This window comes from Pseudomonas sp. PDM18, assembly GCF_014852585.1.
GTDB lineage: Bacteria > Pseudomonadota > Gammaproteobacteria > Pseudomonadales > Pseudomonadaceae > Pseudomonas.
Window position 1 is genome coordinate 367,639 of sequence record NZ_JACVBX010000005.1, and the last position, 13,969, is coordinate 381,607.

Annotated in this window: 15 protein-coding genes; 8 read left to right on the top strand and 7 right to left on the bottom strand. The window is 66.4% G+C overall.

Annotated features, from left to right (window positions below):
- Positions 1–93 precede the first annotated feature (93 nt).
- The 5 genes from IB274_RS13720 to IB274_RS13740 form a co-directional block, all read right to left on the bottom strand.
- Positions 94–495 carry a GFA family protein gene (locus tag IB274_RS13720; protein WP_192432474.1) on the bottom strand — a complete coding sequence of 134 codons (402 nt, stop codon included), beginning with the start codon at positions 493–495 and terminating at the stop codon, positions 94–96.
- A 12-nt stretch (positions 496–507) separates the two neighbouring features.
- Positions 508–1,230 (bottom strand): phytanoyl-CoA dioxygenase family protein, encoded by a 723-nt coding sequence (locus tag IB274_RS13725; protein ID WP_192432475.1) that lies wholly within the window; start codon positions 1,228–1,230, stop codon positions 508–510.
- Entirely contained in the window at positions 1,227–2,150 is a 924-nt protein-coding gene (locus IB274_RS13730; RefSeq protein ID WP_192432476.1) for a LysR family transcriptional regulator, read from the bottom strand. The genes IB274_RS13725 and IB274_RS13730 overlap by 4 nt, the downstream gene beginning before the upstream one ends.
- A gap of 75 nt (positions 2,151–2,225) precedes the next feature.
- A complete protein-coding gene (speB, locus tag IB274_RS13735; protein WP_081518919.1) occupies positions 2,226–3,182 on the bottom strand; it encodes an agmatinase in 957 nt (318 codons plus the stop codon).
- Between the two features lie 25 nt (positions 3,183–3,207).
- Complete coding sequence (locus IB274_RS13740) at positions 3,208–4,593, bottom strand: sodium:solute symporter (RefSeq protein ID WP_192432477.1); 1,386 nt, start codon at positions 4,591–4,593, stop codon at positions 3,208–3,210.
- Between the two features lie 262 nt (positions 4,594–4,855).
- On the opposite strand from IB274_RS13740, the gene IB274_RS13745 reads away from it, so the two are divergent.
- Together IB274_RS13745 and IB274_RS13750 are read left to right on the top strand one after the other, a co-directional pair.
- Positions 4,856–5,083 (top strand): CopG family ribbon-helix-helix protein, encoded by a 228-nt coding sequence (locus IB274_RS13745; RefSeq protein ID WP_192432478.1) that lies wholly within the window; start codon positions 4,856–4,858, stop codon positions 5,081–5,083.
- A complete protein-coding gene (locus IB274_RS13750) occupies positions 5,080–5,361 on the top strand; it encodes a type II toxin-antitoxin system RelE/ParE family toxin (protein ID WP_081518921.1) in 282 nt (93 codons plus the stop codon). The genes IB274_RS13745 and IB274_RS13750 overlap by 4 nt, the downstream gene beginning before the upstream one ends.
- A 251-nt stretch (positions 5,362–5,612) precedes the next feature.
- On the opposite strand, the gene IB274_RS13755 is transcribed toward IB274_RS13750, so the two are convergent.
- Positions 5,613–5,900, bottom strand: coding sequence for a DUF2218 domain-containing protein (locus IB274_RS13755; RefSeq protein WP_138213394.1), 288 nt, complete (start codon positions 5,898–5,900; stop codon positions 5,613–5,615).
- Positions 5,901–5,997: 97 nt separating this feature from the next.
- Here IB274_RS13755 and IB274_RS13760 point away from each other — a divergent pair, with 97 nt between their 5' ends.
- Both IB274_RS13760 and IB274_RS13765 read left to right on the top strand, forming a co-directional pair.
- On the top strand, positions 5,998–6,915 hold the full coding sequence (locus tag IB274_RS13760) for a LysR family transcriptional regulator (protein ID WP_192432479.1): 918 nt from the start codon (positions 5,998–6,000) through the stop codon (positions 6,913–6,915).
- 56 nt (positions 6,916–6,971) lie between these two features.
- Entirely contained in the window at positions 6,972–7,427 is a 456-nt protein-coding gene (locus IB274_RS13765; RefSeq protein WP_192432480.1) for a GNAT family N-acetyltransferase, read from the top strand.
- A gap of 1 nt (position 7,428) precedes the next feature.
- On the opposite strand, the gene IB274_RS13770 is transcribed toward IB274_RS13765, so the two are convergent.
- Complete coding sequence (locus IB274_RS13770; protein ID WP_192432481.1) at positions 7,429–8,379, bottom strand: alpha/beta fold hydrolase; 951 nt, start codon at positions 8,377–8,379, stop codon at positions 7,429–7,431.
- 163 nt (positions 8,380–8,542) lie between these two features.
- Between IB274_RS13770 and IB274_RS13775 the strand changes: the two genes are divergently transcribed.
- From IB274_RS13775 to IB274_RS13790, 4 genes are all read left to right on the top strand, one after another.
- Positions 8,543–8,833, top strand: a complete 291-nt coding sequence (locus IB274_RS13775; RefSeq protein WP_192432482.1) for a hypothetical protein — start codon at positions 8,543–8,545, stop codon at positions 8,831–8,833.
- A gap of 111 nt (positions 8,834–8,944) precedes the next feature.
- The gene (locus IB274_RS13780; protein WP_192432483.1) at positions 8,945–11,038 is read left to right on the top strand and encodes a 3-hydroxyacyl-CoA dehydrogenase NAD-binding domain-containing protein; all 2,094 of its coding nucleotides are present in this window, start codon (positions 8,945–8,947) and stop codon (positions 11,036–11,038) included.
- 10 nt (positions 11,039–11,048) lie between these two features.
- Entirely contained in the window at positions 11,049–12,239 is a 1,191-nt protein-coding gene (locus tag IB274_RS13785; protein WP_192432484.1) for an acyl-CoA dehydrogenase family protein, read from the top strand.
- A gap of 10 nt (positions 12,240–12,249) precedes the next feature.
- Entirely contained in the window at positions 12,250–13,380 is a 1,131-nt protein-coding gene (locus tag IB274_RS13790; protein WP_192432485.1) for an acyl-CoA dehydrogenase family protein, read from the top strand.
- Positions 13,381–13,969 lie beyond the last annotated feature (589 nt).

A 13,969-nucleotide genomic window follows, 5' to 3' on the forward strand; every position in this document is an offset into this window, starting at 1 on the left:
CTGTTCGCGAGCAAGCTCGCTCCTACAAGAGCGCTACGGTGCAGCTCTTCGTAGGAGCGAGCTTGCTCGCGAACCAAAGCGCAACAGCGGACGCTAGAGCTTCTCCTCCCACTCCTCCTCAAGCTGCTCATCCAGGTGAATCCAGGGCAGCCGGCTCTTCACCCAGATATGCCGGTCCGGCACTACGGTCGCCACTTCGTCCAGCGTCGCCGTGGTCAGGTCCAGCGTCTCGGGCGCATGGTCGGTGAACAGCGCCAGTTGCGCGCCGCAGCTGCCGCAGAAGTAGCGCAGGCAGGTGGCCGAGGAGCGATACTCGGCCGGCTTGCCCTGGGTCCAGCGGAAGCTGCCGATGGGCACCGTCACCCAGGTAGTGACAATGCCGCCAGTGGTGCGCCGGCAGACGGAGCAATGGCAATGGGCGACGTCGGTCAACGGTGCATCGCATTCGTAACGCAGCTGGCCGCAATGGCAGCCGCCGGCATGTACATCGCTCATCAGAACCTCCGTTCAGTCGTATTCAGCCGCCTCGTGGTCGCCCAGCAAGCGGCGTTGGCGCGCCGTACAGGCAGCGAGCACCTCGGGGTTGAAGGTCCAGTTCAGATAGGGCGAGAACTTCTGCGCGACCATCCGGCGTCCATAGTGCACCTGCAGCAGGTAGCGCGTGCGCTCGCTCAGGTTACGACTGCCGGCGTGCCACAGGTCGCTGCGAAACAGCAGGCAATCGCCCGCGCGGCAGAGCACCGGCTCGGCCGTCCTGCCCGCCCATTCGCGCTCGTCCGGTGCCGGCGCGCGGCCTGCGCGATGGCTGCCGGGAATCACCCAAGTCGGACACAGCTGCTCATTGATGTCATCGAGATAGACCTGCGCGGTGCAGATGAACATTGGCAGTTCCAGGTCCGCTCCCGGAAGCGCAACGGGCAGGTAGTCCTGGTGCATGTCCGCGCCGATGAAGCCGGGATGGCAGCGCCAGGCGGTCTGGCCGATCACATGGCAGTCCGCGCCCAGCGCGGCTTCCGCAAGCTCGATCAACCCCGGTGGATCGAGAAAGGGCAGCCAGCTCGGCGAGCGGTTGAACACGCACTTGTAGTGATCCACCAGCCCTTCGTAGTCCCAGTGCAGCGGGCGCAGGTCGTCGATCAGCGTACGCACCTGGGCCACCTGCTTGGCGTCCAGCAGGCCGCGCAGCAGGACGAAGCCTTCCTCGCGCAATGCCTGCAGGCCGTCGCTCATGCCGGCTCCCCGCTACCCAGTTCAGCCTGGGCGCGCTCAAGGGCGTCGAGGAAGGCGCCCAGCACCTCGCCCGGCTCGGCACCCTGGCGCGTTACGCAATGGAACTCCGAAACATAGGCCAGCTGCGCAGGGCGGATCGCCCGCAAGCGATCCTGTGCGACCCATTCCGTCGCGTAGTGCGTGGGCAGGTAGCCGATGAAGGTGCCGCTGAACACCAGGTTGGCGATGGCCTCCATGCTGTAGGCATTGGTGGCGCGACTGAAGACCAGCCCGTGGGGCCGGCGGCTTTCGGTCATGTAGCCGCGGCCGACGTATTCGGCCGCGCAGATCTGCTCCAGGGAAGGCTCGTCCTGCGCACGCTCGAAGAACGGGTGCCCCTGGGCGCAGTAGAGGTTCTGCTCTTCGCGGAACAGCAGTTGGTAGCGCAGCCCCGACAAGCGATGATGGAAGGCGCCGATGGCCAGTTGCAGGCGTTCCTCCAGCACGGCGTTTTCCAGCTCGTCCGGGCGCTGGGTGTGCAGGTTCAGGCGCACCCTCGGGTTACCCGCGCGGAACAGCCGGAGCGCCAGCGGCAGCGGCCAGCAGTGCTGGCCGAGCACACCGTCGACGCAGCCCAGGTGCAGCACTTCCCGATCGCGGCCGCCGAGGCCGGTCACCTGCTCGCGGAAGCGCTCGATGTCGACGAACAACCCGAGCGCCGCCTCGTAAAGCTGCTGCCCTTCCTCGGTGAGCTGGAAACCGCTGCTGCCGCGCCGGCATAGCGAATAGCCCAGGCGCAGTTCGAGATCGCGCACCAGCACGCTCAGCCGCGACAGGCTGGTGTTCAGGCGTACCTGGGCGGCGGTGAAGCCGCCCGCCTCGACGATGGTGCAGAAGGTGCGCAGCAGGCGCAGGTCGATATCGGAAAGATTGCCCAGCATGGGAGTTCTCGTGGCGGCGGGCGCAGGCCTTTCGTTATAGCGCCGAGCGCGCCGCCCCGTGAACCCCCAGGGTGGTCAACGGCGTGCGGCGACCGAATCAGCGAGCACGCAGAGCAGCTCGAACATCATGGTGGCGCCCACCAGCGCGGTCGCCCCGCCCTGGTCGAACGGCGGCGAAACCTCCACCACATCGGCGCCGATCAGGTTCAACCCCTGCAGTCCGCGGATCATGTGCTGCGCCTCCAGGGTCGTCATGCCACCGATCTCCGGCGTTCCGGTGCCGGGCGCGTAGGCCGGGTCGAGCACGTCGACATCGAAGGTCACGTAGGTCGGGCCCTGCCCCACCACCCGACGCACTTCGGCCAGCGTGGCGGCGACGCCCAGGTCGGCGAACTCTTCCATGTGGATCACCCGGATGCCTTGCTCAAGGGCGAAGGCTTCGTCGTCGGCGTCGTAGATCGAGCCGCGAATGCCGATCTGCACCGTGCGTTTCGGGTCCAGCAGCCCTTCCTCGATGGCGCGACGGAACGGCGTGCCGTGGGTATAGGGGTTGTCGCCGAAGTAGCGGTCGTTGGTGTCGGAGTGGGCGTCGAAATGCACCATGCCAATGGGTCGCTCGGCGGCCAGCGCGCGGAAGATCGGCAGGGTCACCAGGTGGTCGCCGCCGACCGACAGCGGAACGGTGCCGGCGGCGTGGATGCGCCGGTAGAAGCCCTCGATCTGCTTGAGCGAATCGAGCAGGTCGATGGGGTTCACCGGAGCGTCGCCGATGTCGCCGATGCGCAGCAGGTCATAGGGTGCGATATGGCTGACGTGGTGCACCTTGCGCATCAGGCTCGACTGGTTGCGCACCTCGCGCGGCCCGTGACGGGCGCCGGCGCGGTTGGTGGTGCCGCCGTCCCAGGGCACGCCGAGCAGGGCGATATCCACCTGCGCCGGGTCCTCGAAGATCGGCAGGCGCATGAAGCTGGGGATGCCGGCGAAACGCGGAATCTGGGCGGCGTCCAGGGGCTGCGGGAAATCATGGGGCATGGGGCGTCTCCTGTCGGATTGAGGTTCAGTCGGCCTGCGCCTGCAGGCTGGCGGCGGGTGCGCCGGCGAGGCTGACCACCACGAAGGTGATTAGGCTGGCGAGCAGGCCGTAGGCGATGGGGGTATTGGCGAGCACGCCATCGATGGCCATGAAGGCGACCACCACCAGGCAGCCGACCACGATGCTGGCCATGGCTCCGCGTGCGGAGGCACGACGCCACAGCAGGGCGCCGAGGATGGGCACGAGCAGGCCGCCGACCAGCAGGTTGTAGGCGATGCTCAGGGCACCGATGACGTCGTTCACCAGGCATGCCAGGGCCAGCATCACCACGCCCATCATCAAGGTGAACAGGCGGCTCTCACGCAGGCCGTTGGGCGCGCCAGGGCGCAGGAAGCGTGCATAGATGTCCTCCTGGAACACCGTGGCGGCCGCCAGCAGGCAGCCCGAGGCGGTGGACATGATGGCCGACAGCGCCGCCGCGACCACCAGCCCGCGCAGGCCTGGCTGGAGCACCTGGCGGGTGACTTCGGCGTAAGCGTTTTCCGGCACTGCCAGGTTGGGCAGCAGAACGTGGGCGGCGGCGCCGATCAGTGCACAGGCCAGGCCATAGAGCATGCAGTAGACGCCCGCGCCGAGGCCGGCGTAGCGCACCACTTTCTCGCTGCGCGCGGTGAACACGCGCTGCCAGATGTCCTGGCCAATGAGCGCGCCGAAGAAGTACAGCAGGAAGTAGGTGAGGATGGTGTCCAGGCCGATGTGGCCGAGATCGAAGAAGCCCGCCGGCAGCACTTCCTGCATGCGCGACAGGCCGCCCGCCTCGTGAATTGACAGCGGCAGCAGCACGGCGAAGATGCCGAGGGTCTTGATCACGAACTGGATGATGTCGGTGAGGGTCAGCGACCACATGCCGCCAATCACCGAATAAACGATGACGATGCCACCGCCGCAGAGGATCGCCGGGATGCGCGGGATCTCGAAGACCACCTCGGTCACCGAGCCGATGGCAATGGTCGCGGTAACCGCCACCATCAGGTCGTAGGCGACCATCACGATGCCGCCGATCAGCCGCGAGGACGCCTGGTAGCGCTGCTCGAGGATCTGCGTGACGGTGTAGACCTTCAGCCTCGCGATCTGCCGCGAGAACACCAGGCTGAGGACGATGATCCCCAGGCCGAGCATGAACACCAGCCACAGGCCGGACAGCCCGTAGAGGTAGCCCAGCTTCACCGTGCCGATGGTGGACGCGCCACCGAGCACCACCGCAGCCATGGTGCCCAGGTAGAGCCCTGGGCCGAGGCGACGCCCGGCGACGAGGAAGTCGTTCTGGTTGCGCGCCTTGCGCATTCCGTACCAGCCCAGGGCAAGCATGCCCAGGGCGTAGACCAGCATGATCAGGTAATCGAGCAGCATGGCGGGGGGCTCCTGTTGTTGTTGTGTGGGAATCAGGCCTTCGCCCCGCCAGCCTGATGCCCCTCGCCCCGCCAACAAATCCCCGAAGCCGGAAGCCAACTTTCGCCGCCACGAAAGTGCTGCTCCAGCCCGCATCCACAGGCCTTCAGACGCCCTCCCGGGCGCTCGAAGCAAAAAACTTCTCCCTCCTCAAGTGCTTGATTCGTATACGTATGTTATCGTTGTAAACACTGTATACAGCGTAAACGGAGCTGTTCAAAAAGTGACCACCGTTGTCTCGTTCCGCGCCGATGACGCCCTTGTGGCGGCGCTGGACCAACTGGCCCGCGCCACCCACCGGGACCGGCCCTACCACCTGCGCCAGGCGCTGGCGCAGTACCTGGAACGCCAGAGTTGGCACGTGGCGGCCATCGATGAAGGGGTGGCGGACGCCGATGCCGGCCACCTGTTGGAGCACGCGACCATCGAAGCCAAGTGGGGCCTGGCATGAGCCTGCAGTGGACGCATAAGGCCGCCGCCGATCTGGACGCCATCTACGACCATTACGTCGTGCTGATCGGCCCGGAGAAGGCGCTGCGGGCCATCCAGGACATCGTCGAGCAGGTCAGCCCGCTGGCGAACCTGGAGCAAAGCAGCAGCGGTGTGCCCAGCGAGGTGCCCGGCGTGCGCGAATTGTTGGTCGAGCGCTGGCCGTACCAGGCCGCTTTCCGAGTAAAGGGCCGTTCTGTGCAGATTTTGCGCATCGACCGTGTGGATAACTCGGGGTAAAAGTGGCCACACGGTTACAAGATATTTCAGAGTATTGACTTTTTAATCTGGTTAAAAAGCAATCAAATGCACACTTCTCGGGAAGCTGGTCTCTTTATCGACCATTCTGAAATTCATGGATTTTCAGTGACCAGATGGCGCAACAATGGTCACGGAATCTCAGCGACGCCTGGCTTTTTCCAGGCAACAAAAAACCCGGCCTTGGCCGGGTTTTTTCGTTTTTGCGCTTTTTCGCTTTTTCGCCAGCGCTATCAGGCGGCTTGCCAGTTCACCGGCAGCTGGCCTTCTTTCCAGGCGAAACGGTCGAGGTGGCTGACCACCACGTTCTGCAGGCGCTCGAGGCCTTCCGCATCAGCGGACTCGGCGTCCATCAGCAGCGCTTCCGGGGTCGCGTGCAGGCGGCAGGTGCCGAAATCGAAGGGCAGCACGCCACGGTCGTCGGTCAATTCGACCGGCAGCTTGTGGGCGAAGTGGTTGCACAGGCGCTTGAGATAGCGCGCGGCATCGGGGGTAGGGACGGTGGCACGGCTCGAAGGCATCTTTTCTCTTCTCCATTTTGGGAGATGACATCCTAGGCGTCGGCAATCAAGGGAAAAACCCGCTATTTTGCCTTTCACTCTTTAGCGGAGCTTCACAATGGACAATCTTCGCGGCATGGCGGTATTCGCCACCGTGGTCGCCCGCGGCTCCATGGCGGCTGCGGCCGAAGCGCTGGGCATGACGCCTTCGGCGGTCAGCCAGCAGATCCGCAAGCTCGAAGCCCACGCCCAGGTCACGCTGCTGCACCGCACCACCCGCAAGCTGACGCTGACCGAGGCCGGCGAAGCCTTCTACCGAAGTTGCGCGCAGATGCTCGCCATCGCCGAGGAGGCCGAGCAGCGCCTGGGCGAATGGCGCGAGGCGCCGGTGGGCGAACTGCGTCTGGCCGCGCCGGTGGGCTTCTCCGGCAAGCTGATCACCGAGGCGCTGCGCCCGCTGCTGGAGAATCATCGCCAACTGCGTCTGCAGCTGTTCTTCCACGACGAGCAGATCGACCTGATCGAGCAGCGCATCGACCTCGCGATCCGCGTGGGCAGCCTTTCCGATTCCAGCCTGGTGGCAAGGCACCTGGCGGAGTGGAACAACGTTATCTGCGCCGCTCCTGCCTACCTGCGACGCATGCCGGCCATCGACCATCCGCAGCAACTGCAGGGCATTGACTGGCTCTCGCTGAACACTGTGGCGCACCAGGCCTACCTGAACTTCAGCGGGCCGGGCGGGGAGTCCTGCAAGTTGCGGCTCGAAGCGCGCGTGGCAGCCAACAGCATGATCGCCCTGCGCCAGTTCACCCTCGACGGCCTCGGCGTTTCCGCCCAGCCGGAGCCGGAAGTCCGCGAGGCGCTGGAGGAGGGCAGGCTGGTGCGGCTGCTGCCGGAGTGGTCGCTGCCGCCGTTCGGCATCTACGCCGTGACGCCGCGTCGCGATGCCCAGCCGGCCAAGGTGAAGGTCGCCATCGAAGCGTTGCGCCGACACCTGGGCGGCTCGACCACGCTGCGCTTCCACGCGCCGGTCTGAGGCGCGCTACCATGCCGCTCTGAAGACGCCGCCTCGATGATTGGAGTGAACACCACATGGCCCTGAACTGGACCTGCAAGCACCACCGCGACCTCACCAAGGAAAAGCTCTACGCCATCCTGCAGCTGCGCACCGAAGTCTTCGTGGTGGAACAGAAATGCCCCTACCAGGAGGTCGATGGTCTGGACCTGGTTGGCGACACCTGCCACCTGATGGTGGAAGAGGAGGGCAAGCTGCTCGGCTACCTGCGCCTGCTCGACCCGCAACACCACGACGGCGACGTGGTGATCGGTCGCGTAGTGATCGCCCCGCAGGGCCGCGGCACTGGCCTGGGCCACCAGCTCATGGAGCAGGCACTGCTGGCCATCGCCCAGCGCTGGCCGGGGCTGCCGGTGTACCTCTCGGCCCAGGCGCACCTGCAGGGCTACTACGGTCGTTATGGGTTCTCGGCGGTGACCGAGGTCTACCTGGAGGACGACATCCCGCACATCGGCATGCGCCGCGAGGCCTGACTCAGGCCGGGTAATGCCGGCCGAAGAAGTCTCCGAGCAGCGCGTTCACCCGCTCCGACTGTTGGCTCTGGATCCAGTGGCCGCAGTTCTCCAGCACATGCTGTTCGAGGTTGGGCACGTGCTCGGGCATGCGCTGCACGGTGTAAGCCTCGAAGCGCCCGACCGGATCGCGGTCGCCGATCAGGAACAGCGTCGGCTGCTCGACCTTACGCCCGGCCAGCGGCTCGGTACGCTGCCAGCTACGCTCGAAGTTGCGGTACCAGTTCAGCGCGCCGTGGAAGCCACGGCCTTCGAAGGTGCGCACATACCACTGGAAGTCCTCTTCGCTGCACCAGACCGGGCGCGCCGGCGGCGGTGGCAGGCCGTCGAACAGGCGGCCGTCGGGAGACTGATCCGGCGCCAGGCGCACGTTGTCACCGAGGAAGTGGCGCAGGCTCAGCGCGATGTCCGCATCCAGCTCCGCCTCGGCGCGACCGGGCTGCTGGAAGTAGAGGATGTAGAAGAACTTCCCGGCGAACACCTCGCGCATGATTTCCACCGGCGGACGTTTCGCGCGGCCGGCAAAGGGCACCGAGAGCGTCGCCAACACCGCCACGCGCTCAGGCTCCAGCAGCGCCAGGTGCCACGCCACCGGTGCGCCCCAGTCATGCCCGACCATCGCCACGCGGTCGTGCCCCAGCGCATCCATGGCCCCCTGGATATCCCCGCAGAGCGTCAATACGTCGTAGGCGTCCGCCGCCTGCGGTGCGCTGGTCTGGCCGTAGCCGCGCATCTCCGGGACGAACACGCGATAGCCGGAAGCGGCGAGGGCGCGCATCTGGTGCTGCCAGGAATGCCAGCACTCGGGGAAGCCGTGCAGCAGCCACACCGGCCTGCCGTCCGCCGGCCCGGCACTGTAGAGGCTGAGCTGGATGTCGTTGACCGCCAGCAGCTGGTGACCGAACTCGTTCATGGGCGCGCCCTCGCAAGTAACGGTCTCCACTATGCCAAGCCCGGCGGGCAGTCCGAACGCTATTCACCGGGCGAATGAAACGACCTGTCCGCAGAGTGAAGCGTCGAAGGCAAACGCATTGATAATCCCAGCGCATCCGCTGCAACATCAAGGAAGGAACCCCATGAAGCACCCGCCCACTGCCCGGCTCTGCCCGGAACTCGACGCCATCCTGCAGGCCGAACTGCGCGCCGGCAACCAGCTCGGCGAAGGCCCCGTGTGCACCGACTGGCCGCAGCCCGGCTCGATCTACGCGGCCCTGCGCGACAGCCTGAAAACGCGCAAGCCGGGCGACACCGGCCCGGTGCGCCACACAATCTGCCGCGACCCGCACTACGGCTGGAACGACGAATGCTACTGCGAGCTGCACGGCGACCTGCTGGTCGCCGGCAGCACGCAACCACCCGCCAGGTAATCGCCCTACAAAGAGCGCCATCCCGCACCGACTCGACAGAACAAAATCGACATCGTATTCTGCACAGCGAAACATCATTCCGTTAAAACAACGCTAAGAACGGAGTTCAGCATGTCAGAAGCGGTAAAGCTCGAACGCCGGGGCGAGATAGCCTTGGTGACGGTCGACAACCCACCTGTGAACGCCCTCGGACACTCCGTCCGCACCGGGCTGCTCGCCGCCTTCCAGCAGACCGAGGCCGATCCGCAGGTGCGTGCGGTGGTACTGGTCTGCGCTGGGCGCACCTTCATGGCCGGCGCTGATATCCGCGAGTTCGGCAAGCCGCCGCAGGCGCCGTCCCTGCCCGAAGTGGTCGAAATCCTAGAGGGCGCCAGCAAGCCCAGCGTCGCCGTGATCCACGGCACCGCCCTGGGCGGCGGGCTGGAAGTCGCCCTGGCGTGCCACTACCGCATCGCCCGCCGCGATGCCCAGGTCGGCCTGCCGGAAGTGAAGCTCGGGCTGCTGCCAGGCGCCGGCGGCACCCAGCGCCTGCCGCGTCTCGCGGGTGTGGAAAAAGCCCTGGACATGATCGTCTCCGGCGCGCCGGTCCGCGCGCCGCAGGCCCTCGAATTCAACATCGTCGACGACCTGTTCGACGGCGACCTGATCGAAGCCGGCCTCGCCTTCGCCCAACGGCTGCTGGCGGACGGCAAGGGCCCGCGCCGCACCGGCGAGCGCAACGAGCGCGTGCAGGAAAGCGGCCTCGCCGAGCTGATCGCCCACAAGCGCGGCGAAGTGCAGAAGCGCCTGCCCGGCCAGTTCTCCCCGCTGCGCTGCATCGACGCGGTGGAAGCGGCGACGCAATTGCCGCTGCGTGAAGGCCTGCTGCGCGAGCGCGAGCTGTTCATGCAATGCATGGAATCGCCGCAGCGCGCCGCGCTGATCCACGCCTTCTTCGCCGAGCGCGAAGCGGCGCGGGTCGACGGACTGGCCGCCGACGTGCAGCCACGGGACATCCGCCGCGCCGCGGTCATCGGTGGCGGCACCATGGGTGTCGGCATCGTGCTGTGCTTCGCCAACGCCGGCATTCCGGTGCAACTGCTGGAAGTGAATGAAGAAGCTCTGCAACGCGGCCTCGACCGCGCCCGCGGCCTGTACGCCGCCAGCGTGGCGCGCGGCAGCCTGAGCGCTGAAGAGATGGAGCTGCGCCTGGGCATGATCAGCGGCGTGCTCGACTACGCCGCGCTGGGCGATGCCGACGTGGTCGTCGAAGCCGTGTTCGAGAGCCTGGAGGTGAAGCGCCAGGTCTTCGGACGATTGGACGCGGTCTGCAAACCCGGCGCGATTCTCGCCAGCAACACCTCGTCGCTGGACCTCGACGAAATCGCCGCCTTCACCCAGCGTCCGCAGGACGTCGTCGGCCTGCACTTCTTCAGCCCGGCCAACGTCATGCGCCTGCTCGAAGTGGTACGCGGCAAGGCTACCTCGGATGCCGTGCTGGCCACCGCCATGCAACTGGGCAAGCGCCTGAAGAAGGTCTCGGTAGTGGTCGGCGCGTGCGACGGTTTCGTCGGCAACCGCATGATTTTCCAATACGGCCGCCAAGCCGAATTCCTCCTGGAGGAGGGCGCCGCACCCGCGCAGGTAGACCGCGCGCTGCGCACTTTCGGCATGGCCATGGGGCCGCTGGCGGTGCGCGACCTCTCCGGCCTCGACATCAGCCACGCGATTCGCTCGCGCCAGCGGCCGAACCTCAAGCCCGGCCAGACCCTGCCCACGGTGCTCGATCACCTGATCGCCGCCGGCATGCTTGGGCAGAAGACCGGCACCGGCTTCTACCAGTACAGCGAGGGCGGTCGCGCCGCGCAAGACAACCCGGCACTGCCGGCCATGCTGGAGCAGGCCGCCGCCGAGCGCGGCATCACCCGCGCGCCGGTCGCTGATGAAGAAATCGTCGAGCGCTGCCTCTACGCGCTGATCAACGAGGCCGCCAACATCCTCGACGAAGGCATCGCCCAGCGCGCCAGCGACGTCGATGTGATCTTCCTCAACGGCTACGGCTTCCCTGCCTGGCGCGGCGGCCCGCTGTTCTACGCCGACAGCGTGGGCCTTGCGCAAGTGCTCGAACGAATCCGCGAGTTCCACCAGCGCCTCGGCGCCTGGTGGCAGCCCGCTCCGCTGCTCGAACGCCTGGCGGCCGAAGGCCGCCGCTTCGCCGATCTGTAGAGGACCTGCCATGGACATCCATTTCACCCCCGACGAACTGGCGTTCCGCGATGAAGTCCGCCACTTCCTGCAAACCAAACTGCCCCAGGACATCGCCACCAAGGTGCGCCTGGGCAAACACCTGAACAAGGGCGACCACCAGCGCTGGCAGCGCGTGCTCGCCGAGCAGGGCTGGTACGCCACGCACTGGCCGCAGGAGTTCGGCGGCACCGGCTGGAACGCCGTGCAGAAGCACATCTTCGAAGAGGAATGCGCCGCCTTCGGCGCGCCGCGCACCATCCCCTTCGGCGTCAACATGGTCGCCCCGGTGATCATCAAGTTCGGCACGCCCGAGCAGCAGGCGCACTACCTGCCGCGCATCCTCGACGGCACCGACTGGTGGTGCCAGGGCTACTCCGAGCCGGGCGCCGGCTCCGACCTCGCGTCGCTGAAGACCCGCGCCGTGCGCGACGGCGACTATTACGTGGTGAACGGCCAGAAGACCTGGACCACCCTCGGCCAGCACGCCGACTGGATCTTCTGCCTGGTGCGCACCGACCCCGAGGCGCAGCAGCAGCGCGGCATCAGCTTCCTGCTGATCGACATGCAGACCCCCGGCATCACCGTGCGCCCGATCATTACCCTGGACGGCGAGCACGAGGTCAACGAGGTGTTCTTCGACAACGTGCGCGTGCCGGTGGAAAACCTGGTGGGCCGCGAGAATGAAGGCTGGACCTGCGCCAAGTACCTGCTGACCTACGAGCGCACCGGGCTGGCCGGCATCGGCGCGTCGAAGGCGGTGCTCGCGCACCTGAAGCAGGTCGCCAGCCGCGAGCTGTGCGACGGCAGGCCGATGCTCGAAGACCCGCTGTTCCGCGCCCAGGTGGCGGAGGTGGAGATGCAGCTGATGGCCATCGAGATGAGCACCCTGCGCATCCTCGCCGCCGCCCGCGAAGGCGGCGTGCCGGGCGCGGAAAGCTCGATCCTGAAAGTGAAGGGCACCGAGATCCGCCAGGCGATCAGCCACCTGCTGCGCAAGGTGATCGGTCCCTACGCGCTGCCCTTCATCGAGGACGAGTTCGAGCTGGGCAGCGAGGCATTGCACGCGGACTACTCGGCCGCGCCGGCCAGCCAGTACTTCAACCTGCGCAAGCTGTCGATCTTCGGCGGCTCCAACGAAATCCAGAAGAACATCGTCTCCAAGATGATTCTCGAGCTGTGAGGCCAGGACCATGGACTTCAAACTGAGCGAAGAGCAGCAGATGCTGCAGGACACCGCGGCCCGCCTGGTCCGCGACGCATACCCGTTCGACAAGCGCGAAGGCTTCAGCAAAAGCTCGCTGGGCTACAGCGCCGACTTCTGGCGCAAGCTAGGCGAGCTGGGGCTGACCTCGGTGTCGCTGCCGGAAAGCCATGGCGGCTTCGGTGGCGGCGTGGAAAGCATGCTGGTACTCACCGAACTGGGCCGTGGCCTGTGCCTGGAGCCGTACCTGCAATCGGTGGTACATGGCGGCGGGCTGATCGCCCAGCTGGGCAGCGACGCGCAGCAAGACCATTGGCTGCCGCGCATCGCCAGCGGCGAAGCACAGCTGGCGGTCGCGCTGGAAGAGCCGCAGAGCCACTACCAGTTGCACGACGTGCAGACCCGTGCAGAGCAGGTCGGCAACGGCTGGAAGCTGAGCGGGCGCAAGGCGGTGGTCATCGGCGGGCAGAGCGCCGCGGCCATCCTGGTCTCGGCACGGGTCTCCGGCACTGCGCGGGACGAAGCGGGCATCGGCCTGTTCCTCGTCGATCCGCAGCAGGCCGGCGTGAGCCGCCGCGACTATCCGACGGTGGACGGCCAGCGCGCCTGCGAGCTATTCCTCGACGACGCCATTGGCGAAGCCATCGGCACGCCCGGCGAGGCGCTGCCGGCGCTGCGTTATCAACAGGGCCGGGCCATCGCCGCCCAGTGCGCCGAAGCCCTCGGCAGCCTGCAGGAAGCCAGCGCACTGACTCTGGACTACCTGAAGACGCGCAAGCAGTTCGGCATCCCGATCGGCAAGTTCCAGGTCCTGCAGCACCGCATGGTGGACATGCGCAGCGAGCTGGAACAGGCCACCAGCATGGCGATCCTCGCCGCCTGCGTCGCCGACCAGCCCGACAGCGCCGAGCGCAGCCGTACCCTGGCGGCGGCCAAGTTCATCGTCACCCGCGCAGCGCGCTTCGTGGCCGAGCAGGCGATCCAGCTGCACGGCGGCATCGGCATGACCTGGGAATACGTCCTGGCGCACCACGCCAAGCGCCTGGTGATGCTCAGCCACCAGTTGGGTGACGATGATCATCACCTGAAGGTTTATGCGGGGTTGATGGAAGTCGCCTGAGGCGCACCGGTTTCATCTGTAGGAGCGAGCTTGCTCGCGAACGGATTCACCGGCAGTTCCAGCGCTGGACGGTTCGCGAGCAAGCTCGCTCCTACGAACAGCCCTATCGCTCCAACCCCGGCTTCGGCTCTGACTCCCAAAAGGCTTCCAGAGAAATATCCGCACGCGCCGAATGCCCCGTTCAGGAGGCCTCGTTGAAGCGGAGTTTCAGGGGTTGAGCGACATGGATGTCGCGAGAGCGGCGATGGGCCAGGGATGGCCCTTCGACGCGTGCCCCTGAAACTTCGGTTCAACGAGGGAATTTTTCGCCTAAGCGAAAAACCGGATGATTGGGGCAAGACCTTTGCCTTCTTTGGGGCGTTTGCCAAAGAAGGTCGCCCGAGGGGGCGAAACAAGAAGCCCGCGCGCACGCCGAAGCGACGCGGGAAACAAGGCTTGAGGCTGACACATCGCGGACGGAGTCCGCTTGTGTCTGCAAAGCTCGATAAGCTCGAAGGTGAGAGCGACGGGAGGCAAGCTGCAGGTCCGCGGTGTTGGTCGCACGAGTAGGAGCCCAAGCTGCCTCCCGCCGTCCTCTGACCTAGCCCGA